Origin of the sequence: Streptomyces sp. NBC_01454, assembly GCF_036227565.1 — a bacterium.
Classification (GTDB): domain Bacteria; phylum Actinomycetota; class Actinomycetes; order Streptomycetales; family Streptomycetaceae; genus Streptomyces.
Genome location: NZ_CP109460.1, coordinates 1,343,531 through 1,360,480, shown reverse-complemented (window position 1 = coordinate 1,360,480; position 16,950 = coordinate 1,343,531). Strand labels below are relative to the sequence as shown.

At 73.3% G+C, this 16,950-nt stretch carries 12 protein-coding genes; 1 reads left to right on the top strand and 11 read right to left on the bottom strand.

The window, feature by feature from the left end:
- Nucleotides 1-6 precede the first annotated feature (6 nt).
- Entirely contained in the window at nucleotides 7-444 is a 438-nt protein-coding gene (locus OIU81_RS05785) for a hypothetical protein (RefSeq protein ID WP_329144513.1), read from the top strand.
- A 30-nt stretch (nucleotides 445-474) separates the two neighbouring features.
- On the opposite strand, the gene OIU81_RS05780 is transcribed toward OIU81_RS05785, so the two are convergent.
- The 11 genes from OIU81_RS05780 to OIU81_RS05730 are packed head-to-tail and all read right to left on the bottom strand — an operon-like array spanning nucleotide 475 to nucleotide 16,172.
- Nucleotides 475-2,643, bottom strand: a complete 2,169-nt coding sequence (locus OIU81_RS05780) for an ATP-binding protein (protein ID WP_329144511.1) — start codon at nucleotides 2,641-2,643, stop codon at nucleotides 475-477.
- Nucleotides 2,640-3,266 (bottom strand): DUF4255 domain-containing protein, encoded by a 627-nt coding sequence (locus OIU81_RS05775; RefSeq protein WP_329144509.1) that lies wholly within the window; start codon nucleotides 3,264-3,266, stop codon nucleotides 2,640-2,642. The genes OIU81_RS05780 and OIU81_RS05775 overlap by 4 nt, the downstream gene beginning before the upstream one ends.
- Nucleotides 3,267-3,314: 48 nt before the next feature.
- Nucleotides 3,315-6,287, bottom strand: coding sequence for a beta-propeller fold lactonase family protein (locus OIU81_RS05770; RefSeq protein WP_329144507.1), 2,973 nt, complete (start codon nucleotides 6,285-6,287; stop codon nucleotides 3,315-3,317).
- The gene (locus OIU81_RS05765) at nucleotides 6,284-9,598 is read right to left on the bottom strand and encodes a baseplate J/gp47 family protein (protein WP_329144505.1); all 3,315 of its coding nucleotides are present in this window, start codon (nucleotides 9,596-9,598) and stop codon (nucleotides 6,284-6,286) included. Before OIU81_RS05765 ends, OIU81_RS05770 begins: the two co-directional genes overlap by 4 nt.
- Nucleotides 9,595-10,155: a phage tail protein gene (locus OIU81_RS05760; protein ID WP_329144503.1), complete on the bottom strand. Its 561-nt coding sequence runs from the start codon at nucleotides 10,153-10,155 to the stop codon at nucleotides 9,595-9,597. The genes OIU81_RS05765 and OIU81_RS05760 overlap by 4 nt, the downstream gene beginning before the upstream one ends.
- 17 nt (nucleotides 10,156-10,172) lie before the next feature.
- A complete protein-coding gene (locus OIU81_RS05755) occupies nucleotides 10,173-12,359 on the bottom strand; it encodes a hypothetical protein (protein ID WP_329144501.1) in 2,187 nt (728 codons plus the stop codon).
- The gene (locus OIU81_RS05750) at nucleotides 12,352-12,753 is read right to left on the bottom strand and encodes a GPW/gp25 family protein (protein ID WP_329144500.1); all 402 of its coding nucleotides are present in this window, start codon (nucleotides 12,751-12,753) and stop codon (nucleotides 12,352-12,354) included. Before OIU81_RS05750 ends, OIU81_RS05755 begins: the two co-directional genes overlap by 8 nt.
- A 23-nt stretch (nucleotides 12,754-12,776) precedes the next feature.
- Entirely contained in the window at nucleotides 12,777-14,573 is a 1,797-nt protein-coding gene (locus OIU81_RS05745) for a VgrG-related protein (protein ID WP_329144497.1), read from the bottom strand.
- Nucleotides 14,570-15,292, bottom strand: a complete 723-nt coding sequence (locus OIU81_RS05740) for a CIS tube protein (RefSeq protein WP_329144495.1) — start codon at nucleotides 15,290-15,292, stop codon at nucleotides 14,570-14,572. Before OIU81_RS05740 ends, OIU81_RS05745 begins: the two co-directional genes overlap by 4 nt.
- 52 nt (nucleotides 15,293-15,344) lie before the next feature.
- Nucleotides 15,345-15,776, bottom strand: coding sequence for a phage tail protein (locus tag OIU81_RS05735; RefSeq protein ID WP_329144493.1), 432 nt, complete (start codon nucleotides 15,774-15,776; stop codon nucleotides 15,345-15,347).
- A gap of 57 nt (nucleotides 15,777-15,833) precedes the next feature.
- A complete protein-coding gene (locus OIU81_RS05730; protein ID WP_329144491.1) occupies nucleotides 15,834-16,172 on the bottom strand; it encodes a hypothetical protein in 339 nt (112 codons plus the stop codon).
- Nucleotides 16,173-16,950: the final 778 nt, after the last annotated feature.

Here is a 16,950-nt window from a genome sequence, read left to right as displayed (position 1 = left end):
ACGCCCATGCCGAAGATCGTGGTCAGGCAGGGCGACACCCTTACCCTCGTGCCGGCCCTGACGCCCCTGGCGACGCTCGTCCCGCCACCCCCGACACCCATCCCACACGGCACAGCGGGTTTCCGGATCGAAGGGCCTCCCGCTTGTGTACCGGACGACATCGAGTCGCTGGTCATCTCTCCCGTCGCCTATACGACGCCGGCCCTACCGCAGGCCGGATCAGGCCGTGTCGAGCTGAAGGTTCCCGCACAAAACCGTGCCAAGTACGCCAGGGCGAGCCAGGGCGAGACGGAGGTCGTCGTCAACGGTGGTCCGTTCGACGTGGTCTTCACCGTGCAGACCCCGGCGAGCAACTCCGCCGGCGCCACGGACACCCCAGGGGCCACGTATCGGGGCAAGGCACCCGTCAACTGCCCCCGCGTACGGCCGGTGCGGGCCGGATAGCCCCGCCTGAGCCCTTGACCCCGAAAAGGGTCAAGGGCTCAGGCGCGCTCGGTCCGCGGCAGCCGTCCCGGGCAGCCGGCCCCCGGTCGGGAAGCGGGACTCGTCCACATAGCGGCCGAGTTTGGCGTACTCCTCGCGGACGGCCGTCAGCAGATCCGCCATGGCGAGCGGACGGTCCTCGTCGGCGGCCCGGTAGGCGGCGGTGATGACGCAGCAGCGGATCGCGCCGCCGGACAGGTCGACGGCCGCGGCGAGGGCCGCGAGGCCGGCCCGGTCGACGTCGTCGGCCCGGGGCACGGCGGGTCCCAGACAGCGGTCCCACAGGGCCTGGCGCCGGGCTTCGTCGGGCGCGGGGAAGTGGACGACGAGGTCGAGACGGCGCAGGAACGCCGAGTCGATGTTGGCATGCATGTTGGTGGTGAGCAGGGCCAGGCCGGCAAAGGACTCCAGGCGCTGGAGGAGGTAGGACGTGCCGGTGTTGGCGTAGCGGTCGTGGGCGTCCTGGGTGGCCGTGCGCTTGCCGAAGACGGCATCCGCCTCGTCGAAGAGGAGGAGGGCGTCGACGGCGTCGGCCTCGGTGAAGATCCGTTCCAGGTGTTTCTCGGTCTCGCCGATGTACTTGTCGACCACTGCGGCGAGGTCGACGACGTACAGGTCGAGGCCGAGATCGGCGGCCACGACCTCCGCGGCCAGGGTCTTTCCGGTCCCGGAGCCGCCGCTGAACAGGGCGGTGACGCCACGTCCGCGCCCCCCTCCCGGCCGCATCCGCCACTCTCCCAGGACCCGGTCACGATGGCGTACGCGCCGGGTGAGACCCCGCAGTTGCTCCTGTGTCCGCTCGGGCAGCACCAGATCGTCCCAGCCGACAGCCGGGCGTACGGGCCGGGCGAAGCGGTCGAGCGCGGCGCCGTTCCAGGAGCGGGCCGCGTCCCGGACCGCGGCCGCGTCGACGGGGGTGCCGTGCGCGGCGGCCTGCCGGCCCGCCGCGGCGGCCACGGCGCGGATCCGGCGGGGGCCGAGCCGGTACCGGGCGCCGGCGGCGACCGCCTCGTCGGTGACGGTGCCGGCCTGGGCGCCGAGCTCGAGGCGCCACAGTGCCGTGCGTTCCGGTCCCGTCAGGGGCGGGCAATCGGCGAGCAGCGGGCGAACGGCCGTCCAACGGGCGTCCCAGGGCTGCCGTCCGGTGAGGACCAGCGGGACCGGTGCGCCGTCGAGCGGGGCGAGCAGGTCGTGTACGTGCCGCGTGTCGGGGGAGTCGACGGAGCCGACGATCAGCCCGTGGCCGCGCAGCCGCGCTTCGAGGAGCGCCGCGCGAACGGACCCCGCCGGGTCCGCCTCGTGGGCCAGGTCCGCGAGGTCCAGACGGAGCGCGGGGCGTCCGCACGCGCGCAGCGCCGCCTCCGCGACGGGTCCCGCCGTACCGTCCGGGCTGTCGCGCAGGTGCACCGGGTGGCGGTGGGCGAGTAGCCGGGTCAGGTGCCGCACGGCTTCGGACACGGGGCCTTCGCCCCATGCCTGGCCGGGTTCCGGCAGGGCCGGCAGGTGATGCGGACCGGGCGGAAGGGGGGCATCGCCCAGCAGATGTGCGGTGACCCGGTCGGGGACACGCAGGGCCCGGGTCAGATAGGGGCGGGAGACGTCGGGGATCTCCACGAGGCCACCGGCGCGCAGGGGCGCGTCGGCCGCGAAGACCCGGTGGGCGGTCGCCGAGGCGCTCGGGACGCCACAAAGGGCGAGCGCCAGGCCGGTGGTGGCGTGGCGGCAGGTGATGTCGTCGTTGAGGTAGCCGTAGCAGCGCTCGAACCGGGCGTCGACGTCGGGGGCGAGCGCGAGCACCACGATGTCGAGGGCGAGCGCGTCCAGCCCGAACTCCTCGGCGAGGCGGCGCAGGGGCGGTGCGGCCCCGGCCGCCGCTGCCGCGTCCTCCCGGGTGCGCAGAGCGGTGGCAAGGGTGTCGTCCGCGGTGGCGGGGGGCAGGGGCACGGCCGGTGTGTCCAGGAGGTGCGTGGCTGTGTCGTCGGAGATGTAGAGCCCTTGGAACGGGTCGAAGGGCGGCTCCAGGAGCTCTGCCGGTGTGGACTCCTCGCCCGTGCGGAGAGCGATCGCGCGCCGCACCCGGGCCTCGACGACGGCCAGCCGGGCGAGGAGCCAGTCCGCGGCCGTGGGGGCGGGTGCTCCGGGGTGCACGGTTGCGGTCACCGTGCCTCCTCGTCCGTCCCCGGCCCGGACTTGAGCACCTCGCGGACGACCGGCGGCGCGGTGACCCAGTGGGTGTAGCTCTCCGGGACGAAGGTCGGCAGGGGGATGGTCACGGTCACGTTCAGGGCGGGGAGGAGGGTGTGGCCCACCGCGCTCCACAGTTCCGTCAGGGCTCGGTCCTCGGCGGGCGGATGGCCGACGTCGAGGAGACCGGACAACTCCATCTCCTGCAGTTCCGGGGGCAGGGGCACGGGGAACGCCCGGCTCCTGGCGAAGCCGACGAGGAGTTCTCCGAGGATGCGGTGGACGCCCAGGGCGTCCGGCGCCCAGGCCGTGACCAGGTACGACAGCCGGGTGTAGCGCGGCGGGTCGAACTCTGCCCTCTTCAAACAGGGTGCGCCGCCGACCGACGCCACGTCGTACTGGTAGACGGTGCCGGTCTGCCGCCGGTCGAGGTCCTCGCGGATGTCGTACAGATAGATGCCGACCGCCTCGGAGCCGGCGGTCTCACCGTGCGTTCCGTCACGGCCGGGCGGCTGGAAGGTGACCGGGAAGCCCGGTGGCGGCCACGTCAGGTCCTGCCGTACGCGCGACTCCAGTGCCTGGTCGACCAGTTCGATCATGTCTGTGCCCCTGTCCGACGCCGGATGGGTGGGTGAGAGCCGATGGGGTCAGGCCGTGGCGGTCCCGCCGACCGCCTGCCGTACGTCGAGCCCCAGCGGTGTCCCGTCCAGAGAGCGGAGCGGCGTGGTGTCGACCACCGCGACGGCCTCTCCCGCCTCGTCGACCAGGTACACCAGATGGGTTGTGGGGTGCGGGTGCGGTGTGCTTCCGACGAGCTTCTCGCCAGCCGGCACGGTGAACCCGGGTGTTCCGGTCCGGGTGTCGAGCATCAGCAGTGCTCCGCTGTTCTCGGTGGTCACGAAGAGCCAGGCACCGTCGGCCGATACCGACACCGACTCGGGCTTGGCGATCCGTGGGTGCCGCCAGGTCGCCACGACTTCGGGCGCGCCCGGCGCACCGTCGCCGTTGCCGGAGGAGCGTTCGATGACCGAGATGCTGTCGTCCCCGTGGTTGGCGACGTAGGCCCGCAGCCCGCCCGGGGCGCTCGTCACGCCCATGGGGTCCCGGCCCACGTCCAGGGAGGTCACGTCGTGGTCGGAGAGGCGGATGCACCGCAGGGCGGCGGCGGTGCGGTCGGTGATGTAGGCGTAGGTGCCGTCGTCGGTGACGGCCACGTCCCACGGCTGTGACGCGCCCGGTTGACCGACCGGGACGGGCGTCACCTTGGACCCGAGGACGGTGACCGTCCTGCTGGTGTAGTTGGCGACGTACAGTGTCCCGTCCTCGGAGATCGCCGCCGCGTACGGCAGGTCGTTCTTGTCGAGGGGGCGGGACTCGGCGCTCTCGACACCGAGTCGCGAAGCATCCAGGGTGATCACCGCCAGGCACGCTTCGCCGGTGTCGGGGCTTTCCTTCCTGCCCTGGTTGACGACGTACAGGGTGTGGTCGTCCCGGCAGACCAGCGCATTGGGCCGGTCGATGTGTGCTTGGGGGGCGGTGGCGACGACGTGCATCTCGTCGCCCTCATCGAGTTGGATGCCGTACACCGTGCCCGACGCCCCGGTGGGCGACCGCGAGGATTTGGCGTCGACCGCGTAGAGGTAGTCGCCGCGAGGGGAGAGGGCGAGCCCGGCGTTGAGGGGGACCTCGGTGGTCTTGATCTTGATCGTTCCCTGATGCTCCGCCGGGTTGGTGGAGACGTCGAACACCTCGACCGTTGCCTTCTTGTCGGCGTCGTTGGACACGTAGAGCGTCCCTCCGTCCGGTGACAGGGCCAGGCCGGTGGGCTGCTTCATGGCGGTTGGGGACTTGGCCACCGTCATCTCATGACGCCATCGGGCGTTCACCGTGTCGCGGGTGAGGACCGAGACGGTCCCGTTCTGGTAGTTGGCGACGTAGAGCCGGAGTTCGTCGCACGACAGGGCCATCTCGTGCGGTCCCGACAGGGCACCCGTCGTCGCGTCGACGATGTCCTGGGGCTCCCACTCTCCCGGCCCTGTCCTCCGGAGGATCGCGAGCTGCCCGCCTGGCTCCCCTTGCGAGGTGCGGGCGAAGTCCGCCACGTAGAGCGTCCGGCCGTCCTTGGAGACGGCGGCACCGGTGGGCTCCTGGCACCCCACGATCTCGGCATTGATCGTGTACTTACCGCCCTTCGGGTCGACGAGCCAGACCGTCGCCGTACCGCTGTCGGCGGTCACCGCGTACCGGCTGTCGGAGGTGACGGCCACTCCGTGAGGGCGTGCGCCGGACTCCAGGGGAACCGGCGTCACCTCGACGTCGCCGTCGGCACCGAGCTTCGTCCCCTGCGCGGGTGTGAGGACGAGGAGATGCGACGAGTCCGGACTGGTCGTGCAGGCGAACCCCAGGTCGGGTGCGAGGGCGACATCCCAAGGCTTGTGCCCGGCCCCGAGGTTGATCGGGTCGAGCGGGGCGAGGCCGCCGAGGTCCAGTACCGCGACCCGGTCCGATGCGGAGTCGGCCACGTAGGCCCAGGTGCCGTCCGGAGAGACGGCGGCGTTGACCGGCCTCGACCCCGCTCCGGTGGGGATACCGGCCGTCGTGCAAGGTGCGGCCCGTACGACGGTCAGCGCTCCGGTGGCCTGGTCGGTGACGAAGGAGTGCCGGCCATCCGGGCCGAACACCACCCCCGCGGGCACCCCTCCCACCGGAACGGCCGTGTGGTCGAGGGTGTCCGCGCGGATGGCCGTGAGGGTGCCCGAAGTCTGGCCGACGACATGGATCACGCCGCCGTCCGGGGCGAAGGCCACCGCGACCGGATGCGATCCGGTCGGGACCGCTACGGGAGCGTCGACCAGACCGCTGCCCGGGTGCACGGTGGCGACGGAGACGGACGCGGAGCCGTAGTTCGCCACGCAGAGGCGGTCGCCGACGGGACTGAGCGCGAGGGCGCGGGGCTCGGCCCCGACGGGCACGGGGTCGCCCGACGGCGCGCCGTCCGAGTCCAGGTCCAGCACCGTCACCCGGCCATCGGCCGTGCCCTCTCCCCGGCTCGCGACGTACGCGAACCGCCCTCCCGGCGCCACCGCGGCCGCCCTGGTGAGCCCGGGTACGGAGACGGGAGGCACGGTGACGAACGGCGCGTCCGCCCGGTTCACATCGACCACCGACACCGCGGCGTCCGTCTCGTCGATCACACAGACCCGTCCCGCCCCACCGCCCGGGGCCGCCACCAGCGCGCAGGGGCCGCTGCCGACCGGCAGGGGCGGCCCCTGCCGAAGTCCTTCCTTGTCGAACACCACGACCGCGCCGTCCGCCCACGCGGCCACGCAGACCTGGTCGTCCACAAGCCCTGCCGCGACGGCGCACGGGCCGTTCCCGGCGGGAACGGTGCACAGCACCGGGTGTTCCGGAGCCGTGAGGTCCACCACGGACAGCGTTCCGTCGTCGTGGTTCACGACGTAGGCCCGGGTGCCGTCCGTACTGACGGCGACGGCACGTGGGTTGCCGCCCGCAGCGGTGATACGGACCTCGGGCTGTTCCGGTGCCGTGAGACCCACGACCGCCAGGGCGTCCGCACCCCAGTCCGGGGCCACCAGCAAGGGCTCGTTCCGATCGCTCATGAGGGCACCTCCGCCACGGTGACTCGGTGTTCGACGGAATACACGGTTTCGCCGGGCCCGCAGGGGATCCGCACGACCGGGTCCGACTCCGAGCCGTCGAGCGGATCGACCGGGACGAGCTCGGCCGTGGCGACCCGGCCCACCCCCGGCACCCGTTCCAGGACCCGGAACGCCTCGCCCGCGTACACCGGGCGCCCCAGCGGCCATCCGGTGCCGTCCGGCCCGCCGCCGACGGGGCTGAAGTACCGGTACAGGGCGCGTTCCGCGGCGGCACGGAGCTCGTCGCGTTCGTCGGCGGTGCGGTAGTCGGCGGGAACGATCCGGGCATCGACCCGGACGCCGTGGTAGACGGGCTGCTTCAGCCACACCGGAACGCCCTCCGGCTGGACGGCGCGCAGGGAGCGGCGCAAGGTGTCGCAGGCGTCGCGGGTGGGGGTGAGCATGTGGAAGGGGAACCAGCCCCGTTCGTCGGCGGTCACGAAGGGGATGATCATCAGCGTCACGCCGGCCTGGGTGCTGCCGCCGCTGGTGTCGGTGTAGCCGTTCCTGCCGTCGTGTGAGGTGGTGAGGTTGTGCACGCCGACGATGCGGTCGTCCGGGTTCTTCAGCCGGTTGATCTCGCCCGGGCGTCTGCCGTTGCCCGCGGCGCCGAACGTGGTGTTGTACGAGCCGTCCACGGTGATGGGCGTGCCCGGGGGCAGGGGAACGGCGCCGTACCGCCGGCTGCCCGAGGGGCCGCCCGTCACCTCCGGGCCGAAGTGGACCTCGCCCGTACTGGCGTTGATGACCACGTCCTTGCTGTCCTCACGGGAATCGTGGAAGGACGTGACGGTACGCCAGTCCTCGTCGCCGACGCGGACCGTGGGGAGGGGCTTGTTCCCGGCGGTGTGCACCTCCTCCGGGACGTACACCGGGGAGTACAACAGGGGGTAGACCTGACCGGGCTTGTCCGTGGACGAGAACGGCTCTCGGGCCCGGCTGTGCTCCTCGTACTGTCCGGCGGGCACGGCGTCCGTCGTCCCGGAGTCGACGTAGACGGTGTAGGGCGTGGTGGGTGTGCCTTTGGGGTCGAGGATCTGGACGGCGAGCCAGCAGGCGGCCCGCTCGCTCGGGAAGCCGTTGCCCCGCGTGCCGACGGCGTCCTGCGCCGTGCCGGCGAGGTCGCCGCGGGCGACGGCCGCCCGCCAGCGCGCGGACTCGGTCAGGTGGACGGGATGGGCGGAGACCGTCGACCCGCCGGCCACCGTGATCTCTTGCGCGGGCGCGGAGGCGTAGGCAAGGGGGGCGGCGGTGTCCCACCACGGAGTTGTCTTCCTCGGTGCGAACACGGATACCGCGATGCGGTCCTCCGGTGCACGGTCGCCTCCCGCCGTCACCCAGAGCGTGAGGCGGTCCGGATCGTGCGGTTCCCCGATCTCCACCAGGGCCAGGACCAGTCCGGCGCCCTCCTTGAAGGGCCCGGAGAACGTCCCGTTCGCCTGGTAGTCATCCGCCTCGAACATCTCGACGGCGGCGCTGCCGGGAGCGAGTCCGAGGCGTGCCGCGCCCGCCGCGTCCGGCGGTCTGCGCGTGGCCTCTCCCGTAGTGGTGAAGACCAACTCGCCGTTTTCGGTGGTGACTTGAACCCCTGCGGGAACCGTCCGTGTGCCTGGCGCCAGAGTGAAGAGGACGTCTGTCCTGGCCGGCTGCCACGGCAGGTAGTTGCGGGCCGGGTCGAGCGCGTCGTCGGGTACGTCCCGGACGTGGTGGATGCGGGCCATGCCCGCAGAGGCGGCCAGTGCGAGCTGCTCGTAGTCGGCGGGGACGACCGCTCGCTCCGGCACCGGGGAACCCAGGGGCAGGCGCGTGGCGCAGGCGGCCGCGCTCTCGCCTTCCGTGCCGCCGACCGCCGGTGCGGGGTTGGTCACGGCGGAGACGTACGGCAGCGGAGTGCGCAGCACGGTGACGGTGCGGGCGGGTACGTTGCCCCGGGCACCGCCGCCGGTCAGATAGCGCCGGATCCGTACGACAGCTCCCGCCGGAAGTGGCGCACCGTGCTGTCCCGGTCCTCGGGCACCGGCCACCACGGGTGCGAAGACGGCCTGCCCGGTGCGCGGGTCGAGGGTGAAGTGCCGGTCGTCGGGCCCCGATCCGGCGAGCGAGGCGACGTACGTCCACTGTGTGGTCCGACCGTCGAGGAAGGCTTCGACGACGAGGGGGTCGGTGCTGCGGGTCAGCGGGGGATGGGCGAAGCGGAGGCGTTCGCCGGGGGTGCCCGTCGCGGTGCCCAGGGTCTCGTGCTGTACGAGCCGGGCCTGGATGACGGGGACGGAGACGGCGAGCACCGGGGCGAGCTCGACCCGGGTCAGCGGGCTCCGGCCCGCGTCGGCGCGGTAGCGGATCAGCCCGACGTCCCTCAGCCGCTGCACGGAGTCGCCGCCGTCCTCGCCGGCCGTCCGGTGGAGCAGGAGCTGGGCGGGGGCATGGGCGGGGGGCAGGTCGAGCGTGACCTTGCCCGACCGGCCCCGGGCGGCCACGGTGTCCGTGACGACCCGGCAGCCGGTCCAGTGCGTCCCCTGCCATGCCTCCCAGTGCCCCCGGCTGAGGCTGGTGCCCGCCTTGGGTGCGAGACCGACGCCCATGCTCACGCCCAACGTCACCCGCGTACTCGGTACCGGGACCGACAGGACGACCAGGGCGTACGACGGGAGCGGGGAGTCGCCACTGCTTGTGCTCACCCGGCCGGTGTCCGCCAAGGCGTCCCCGGGCGGCGGGAAGTCGCCGAGATAGGGGAGGTTGAGGTGGAAGGCCGGTCCGGCGAAGTCGGGGCCGCCCGGTTCGACGGTCCGGCCCGTCCGCGGGCCGAAGGCGGTGAGTGTGCCTTCGAGGGCGCCGTCGGCCCGCCCCGACTCCGCGAAGTTCCCGTCGGCGAGGAGCACACAGGGGTTGAGCACCGCCTCCGTCAGCGTGCTGAAGACGACCGGCTCCGCTGCACCCACCGGTCGCGTGGCCACCTCCTGGCCCGCGGGGACGACCACCGGCTCGGGCGGCGGTGCGGCGAGCCCGAGGACGACCTCGGCCTGCGCGGGCGCGGGCCGGTAGGGCCGCACGCCCAGGAGCCGCAGTATCTGCAGCCGGCGCTGGTCGGGGGCCAGGTTGAGCCGGTCGCGCAGGGCCGTGACCATGTCGGTGCACATCTCGATCAGGCCCCGGCCGGGGTCCGTCCGGTCCTGGCCGTTCCAGGCCGGCTCCGCCCGCCGTACGGCGGCGACGGCGGTGGCGACGACCTCGTCGCGGGTGCGCCCGTCGTACTCGGGCGTCGGCAGACTCATCCCTGCTGTGACCTCTCATCAGGACCCTTGCGCGCGAGGGTGACCGTGACCTTGAAGGGGAGATGGGCGGGGCAGTGCGCCCGTACCAGGCGCGTGAGGCTGCTCTCCAGTGCCCGCTGGTCCTCGGCGGCCGGGGCGGTCAGGGTGACGTTGAGCAGGCGTCCGGCTCCGGGCGCCTGGTCGTCGTGGGGGAAGACGTGGCCGGGGTCGTCGACGACGAGTGCGAAGCCGGGCGGCACCCAGCCGTGGATCTCCTGGGCCTCCAGCAGCAGCCCGTACGGTGTCCCGCGGTGAGCGGCCAGGCGGGGCGCGAGGTCGACGGCCTTGCGTCGCAGGACCTCCGGCCAGCCCGGCTCCACCCGGGCGCCGGTGATCCGGATCAGCCAGTCCAGGAAGGCCGGTGGCGCGCGCCATGGGTCGAGCACCGCGTCGAGACCGTCGATCCGTTCCTCGGCGGGGGCCATGACCTCGCCGATCGCGGCGGCGAACGCGAGCGCGACCTCGTCGTGCCCGTAGACGGCCGGCAGGGGGAGCGGACGTGCGGGGTACGGGGACATGCGCGGTCCTCTCTTCCTCAGCCTTCGGTGATGTCGACGAGGATGCCCACGCCGCCCAGGAGGACCAGTCCGCCTTCCGAGACCTCGACGGACGGCACGGCACGGTCGCCGTCGCCGACGAACAGGCTCACGTCCGTCGTGTCCCGGACCTGCGGCACCGCCTCCAGCACGGCGAAGACGTCGCCCGCGTGGACGCGCCGGCCCCACGGCCAGCCCCGCCCGTCGGGCCCGCCGGCCGTGGGGTGGAAGAAGTGGCGCAGGGCCCGTTCGGCCGCCCGCCCGGTCTGCTCCTGGTCCGCCGGCGTGCTGCTCCAGGGGCGTACGGTCGCCGCGATCCCGAAGAGGTGGTACTGGGGTTCCCTGACCCGCAGTCGTTCGCCCAGCAGTCGGGCGGCGTCGGCGACGCCCACCACCGAGTCCCGGACGCCCGGAGGGATGCCGAACGCGTCATCGGGCGGATCCTCCTCCGGGTCTCCCTCGAAGCGGGGCACCAGAAGGACGTGGAGCGGGTCGTCCTCGCGGCGCCAGAGGGCGGGCTCGGTCCGCATCCCCTTCATGAAGAAGAAGACGCCGTCGATGACGGCCACCGCGTCCGGGGACACCTGGCACTGTGGGGAGAGGCCGGGGAACGCCTCCGAGATCAGGGACCGCACCCCCCGGCTGCCCGGCTGCGGCACGAAGGCCCGGCCGGTGGAGGCGTAGGCGCGGTGGTAGAAGGTCTCGCCCTTGAAGAAGAACAGTTCGTAGGCGTCGGCCGAGGCGGGGTCGGCGAGGACGGCCACCTCGTCGAGCTTCGACGAGAACTCCTCCGGCAGATCGGGGAACGCGCCGCTGATGGCCTGCGATGAGGCGTCCGCGCCGTCCCAGAGGCACTGGGCCCCGTAGAACCACAGTCTGGGCTTGTCCTCGCCGGTGCGGATGACGGCGTCGAGGCACTTGGCGTCCGCAACGGGCTGTGGCACCGCATCGACGGACTGCGGCACCGCATCACCTTCGTCGGGCCCGCCAGGTGGTTCCAGGGACTCCGGGTGAGGGGCGATGGTTCCGCCGTCGTCGAAGTAGTGCACGGCCCGCAGCGGGTGCCGGGCGGCGACGACACAGGCGAGGACTCCGGCCGGGCGTCGCGGCACCGTGAGGGCGGTGGGCAGGCGTGAGTCGGTGGGCCGGGTGAGCGCCGTGACCCGGACCCGGGCGAGCCCCGCCACGTGCTCCTCGATGATCTGCTCGTGGTCGGCGGCCGTGACCGCGCGGCGCAGCGGGGCCAGGCCCAGCCCCGCGCGCTCCAACGCCTGCTGCCAGTCCTCCGCGTCCTCGGCGGGGGCGAGCACGCCGTGAACGGTCGCGGACAGCCCGGTCTGCGACACCGCCGTCAGTGGTGTTCCGATGGGCACGCTGCCCTTCCGCCCTCGGTACACGCGGTATTCCGCGCTGATTTCCGTGCCCTTCGACGGCACGTTCCCATGCTGCTCGGGCCCGCCCTCGGCGGGGACCAGAGGTCCGAGAACGACCTCGCACGAGGCGTCGTCCCACCAGTGGACCCGGTCGTCCGGCCCGGCCTCCGCGAAGGTACGGACCGCCCGCCAGACGTCGCCCCCGACCCGGAGCGTCAGCGGCGGGCCGAACACCGGCTCCGCGACCGGAGTGCCGGGCCCCCAGGGGCGGTGGCGGGTCGCGAAGCGACCGCCCGCGAGGCCGTCGGACGTGCCCAGCACCTCGGTGACCGGGACGAGTTGTTCGACGGCCTCCACCACTCCTGCGGACTGCTTCTCGGCGAGGACGAGAGGTGCGGTGGTCGCCAGGACGACCGGCTGCTCGCCCTCGGTCACGACCTGGGTTCCCTCAGGGATCTTGCGGCGTCCGGTCGTGGTGTCGGTGCGTGCGAACAGAACGGTGATCCTGGCGGGTGAGGCGGGCAGCGGCGCGATGCCCATGAGCCGTAGTAGGGCCGATCGCTGACGCTCTGTCATGCGGTTGATGCGGTAGAGAAGTTGGTCGGTCCGCTCGGCGCAGGCCTCGATCAGGGTGACGCCGGGGTCGGAGACGTTGTGGTCGGTCCACTCGGGGACACGCTGCGGCAGGGCGCGCTTGGCGGCGTCCACGAGCGGCTGGAAGCGCAGGTCGTCCAGGTCCGGGACGGGAACGTCGGACGCGTCGGACAACGCGGATGGCTCGGGCGGCGGTTCGGCCATGGGGAGGTCACTCACTCGGGGAGTCTCCGGGCAGGGTGTAGAAGGGGAAGACGAGGTTGCGGGGTTCGTTGGTGGCGCGCAGCCGGTAGCGGATGTCGATGTAGAGCACGCCGATGTCCTCGCTGTCCGTGCTGAACAGCAGGTCGTCGACCTCGATCCGCGGTTCCCACCGGTCGAGTGCCCGGCGCACCTCCGCATCGGCACGGGCGACAGTCGTGGCGTCGAGCGAGCCGAAGACCAGGCCGTGGATGCCGCAGCCGAACTCCGGCCGCATCGACCGCTCGCCCGGCGCGGTGGACAGGATGATGCGCACGGCCTGTGCCACGTCCTCGGCACCGGTCGCCAGACCCACGCGGCCGGTGCCGGTGATGACGGCGGGGAACGCCCACCCCGCGCCGATGATGTCCACGGTCTTCTTCCCTCCGTGCCGGGTCAGTTGATGTCGACGGTGTTGCCGGTGATCGTGGTCCGCTGCCCTTCGAGCTTGAGATCGCCGCCGCTCTTCACCGTGACGGTGGCGCCCTCCAGCGTCAGCTGCCCGCCGCCGCTGCCGGCCGCCGTGACGTTCACCGTGCCGGCCCTGAGAATCAGGGTGCCCGTCTCGCCCGCGTCGATGGTCAAGGTGCCGTCACCGCGGCCGTCGAGCGAGACCCGTACGGTTTTCGCTCCCTCCCCCGCCGTGACGGCGATGGTGGTGTCCTTCCGGTCGAGGTGGGTGACGAGCTTGCCGTCGCCGCTCAGGAGGCGGACGCCCTGGGGGCCGTCGGCGGCGCTGAGCAGTTCGAGGCGATCACCTGAACGGGACGCCAGGGAACGCCTGTTGGCCCGGCCGGTACCGGCGTCGACGAGTGGCAGGCCGTGATCGGTGGGGGCGTCGACGCCGTTGTAGAGCCCGCCGAGGACGTACGGCCGGTCCAGCCGCCCGTGCTCGAACCCGACGAGGACCTCGTCCCCCGCCTCCGGAGCGAACACGCCGCCGCCATCGACCCCGCCCCACTGGACGGTACGGACCCAGTCCGTCACATAGTCCTGCGACAGCCACGGAAGACGCAGCCGTACGGCGCCCCGCTGCCCCTCTCCCGGTTCCTTGATGTCCGTGACGACCGCCACCGCGACGCCCAGCGCGCACAGCGGCGGCGGGTAGGGCACGACGGGCGGGGGAAGCGGGCCCACCCGGACCAGGGTCCGGTAGCCCTGGTCCCCGTCGAAGACGTGACCACAGGAGGTGATGGTGTACTTGCCGGTGAACGGCTCACCCACCCCGGCCAGCGCCACCGCGACGCCCGCCCGCAGCTCGGGGGTGCCCGCGACCTCGGCGGCCAACGTGGCCATCGCCGCCGCCGACTCCGCCGCCAGGGCGCGGGCCGCCGCGTCCACCTGCGGCGCGGTGGTGTCCGCCCGGCCGCCGACGAGCAGTTCCGGCGCCGGGCCGGGGAAGGCCGTGCCGAGCCGCGCGGGCGTGACGCCCAGGCGCAGCCGTTCGCTGTCGCCCGCACCGGCCTTCGCGGACAGCGCGGCCTTGCCGTCGGGATCCCAGCCCCGGACCTCCACCTCGGCGACCTGCGCCTCGGAGGACACGGCGGCGCGCAGCCCCAGCAGGTTCACCCCGTGCTCCAGGACGAACGGGCTTCGGTCCGCCCCCGTGCCGGGTGCGGGCGCCGCGTCGGCGGCGGCCGGGCGGCGCATGTGGAGGGTGCTCCCGTCGACCGTCAGGCGCAGGCCGCGCTGGTCGGCGAGGTGGTTCAGGAACTCCCAGTCGGTCAGGTTGGGTTGGGCCACGTGCGGGATGCGGGTGCGCTCGGCGTCGATCCGGCCGGTCGTCAGCCCGTGCCGGGAGGCGGCCTGCCGGGCGACCTCGGCCACCGTGGTCTCGACGTAGGCGGTCACCCGCCGCCCCCGCGTCAGTCGGTGCCCCCGGTCCATGGCCCGCACGGTCGTGAACGTCCCGTCCGCGTCCACCTCGGTCTCCAGCGCCGTGACCTCGCCGTCGAAGATCCCCACCCGGGTGCGGCGGCGTGCGGCGGCCACCGCCACGGTCAGCGGCTCGCCGACGGCGATGCGCGCCGCTGCCAGGAGCTGGTGCCCGGGATCGCGGAACCGTAGGGTCGCGCGGGCCGGCAGACCCACGGACGTGTCCACGGAAGCCTCCACCAGCCGTTCCGCCCACTGCTCCCGCAGCGGGGAACCGAAGGCCATGAGCGGCTCCGCCGCGTACAGCCGCTCTGTCACCAGGTACCTCCAGAGGGTCGTTCCTCCAGGACCGGCAGAACCAGCACCGTGCCCACGGGCACCTGGGCCGGATCGTCGACGCCGTTGGCCGCGGCGATCGCCCGCCACCTCGTCGGATCGCCGTACGCCTGCCACGCCAGTCCGGCCAGGGTGTCGCCCGCCACCACGAGGTGGGTGTCCACCGCCCCGTCGCCGCCCGACGTCGGGTTCTGTCGGGGCGTCGAGCCGCCCACCTCCTCCAGGGAGACGGTGCAGGTGGCGCGCAGCGGTGTGCCGTCGTGCCCGAACCGGGTGTACGCCGCGTCGACCTGCGTCACGAGCGCGAGGAACGCGGTCGTGCGAGAACGCCCCCACTCCAGCCGCACCCAGGGTGCCGACGCGGGCTTCGCCGTGGCGCTCCGCGCGGTCGGGGCGCAGCAGTCGAGCAGCTTCTCCACCTGGTCCTGTACGCCGGAGCGGAAGTCGCCCGCGTCCAGGAACACCTCCAGCGTCATCGTGCGCGGCTGGGCCCCCACGAACTGCGCCCGCGCCGCCTCCTCGCTGGAGGGCGCCGGGCTGCGGTCCCAGCGGGCCTGCTTGCCGACCTGGACCCGGTCGGGGTTGAAGTGGAAGCGGACGCGGCCGCGTTCCGGCCCCGGGGCGTTGCCGGTCCCCGTCGGCGGGTCGTAGATCACGAGGGCGGCGCGTACCGGCGCGCCTCCCAACAGCTCGGGAAGCATGTGGTCCTCTCGGCGGTTCGGACGGGTCAGCGGTTCGGAGGGCTCGGACGGGTCAGACGGTGATGCCCAGGAAGCCGTCGTGGGCGATCTCCAAGGTCTCCCGGGCAGGCTGCGACTGGTCCACATCGAACGTCGGTCCGCTCCAGCGCACCGGCAGCACACCGTCGAGCAGCCACCGCACCAGCGGCCGCCGGTCCGGGCCGAGGGCGACGAGTTGCCCCGGCAGCCGCACCGGTTCGATCACCTGCGCCCGCAGCCACGCCCAGACGAGCACGGTCTCCTGGGTCAGCGGCCTGCTGACCACGACGTTCGTGTAGCGCAGCCGTGTCGGCAGCTGCCACACGTGCCCGTTCGTCCCGCCCTCGATGCGCTCCTCGACGTCCATGGCGCAGCCGAGCCCTTCGCAGGAGGTGAAGGAGCCGAGGGCGTGCATGCCGATGGAGAGCTGGAAGTGGGAACTGACGGCGAACGGCTGGTCCGGCATGTGCGTGCACTCCGTGGGATCAGGCGGTTGGCTGCTGCGGGAGTGAAGCGTGGGGCGTCAGCGGGGCGGATAGGTACCCCAGGGGTTGTCTTCCCTGGGCGGTGGTGCGGGCAGCGACTGCGACTGCCACCGCGTCGCCGCGCGGCGCATCAGCCGGGAGAGCCCGAGGGACGGAACCACGGCCTCGGCCAGGAGACCGGCGTGCCGCCGGGCGATTTCCTGAGCCACCTCGCGGGCGAGGGCAGCGGTGTCCGGTGTGGTCGGTTTTCGTGTGGTCTGCGGGGGTGGGGCGGGGGACGGGGTGGAGGTGAACACGGGGGCGTCGGTGGACGGACCACCGGCCGCTGCGCCGGGCGGTGGTCCGTTCCCGGCGGCGGGCGGGGTGACGAACGGCATGGCGGTGACGGGTACCTGAGGGAGCGGCTGCCCGACGCCGAGTCGGTGCCGGGGACCGGTCGGAGGGAGGGTTCCCTGTTCCCGCCCCTTCCCCGGTCCGGGGCTCCGCCTCGGCCCCCGCGGAGGGTTGGGGGCGGGCGGTTCGCCGGGGGCCTGCCGGCCGCTGAGTTGCTCCGACACTCCCGGCCGCGTCGTGCTGGGGAACGCGTCGTGGTCCTGCCGGTCCAGGGGGCGACCGGAACCTTGCGGCGGCGTCGCTCGGCCCTCGCTGTGGCCGCCCCGGGTCCCGGCGCGGCCGGGGCTCCTCGGGGTGACGGGATCGGGGACATCTCCTTGTCCCCACTTGCCTTGACCGTCGCCCGGTTCCCTTGCCGGGTCGGGAGTATCGGCTGTGTCCCGGCCCGGTTGGCGCCGCCGCCGGCGGTGCCCGGGGTTCCCGGGAGGGGCAACGCCGGGGGCTTCGCCCTGGCCGGTCTGGTCCTGATGGCGCCCCGCACCCCATGACGCGCCGGAGCCGTCGGCCGCGCCCTGGTTCGATCCGTGCCGGCGGTGCCTGCGGCTCCAAGGAAGACGAAACACGGGGCGCTCGCCTTGGCTTGGTCGGGCACGGTGCGGTTCCTGGCCCTTTGCCGGGTCGGGGCGGTCGGCTTCGGCCCGGGTGGGGCGGGGTCGGCGGTCTCCGAGGTGATGAGGAAGCCCACGGCCGGGTGCTTCACCCGGGCCGGTTGGGCTCTGGCGAGGTCCCGGGGCGCCCCCTGTCGGGTTGTGGCCGTCGGCT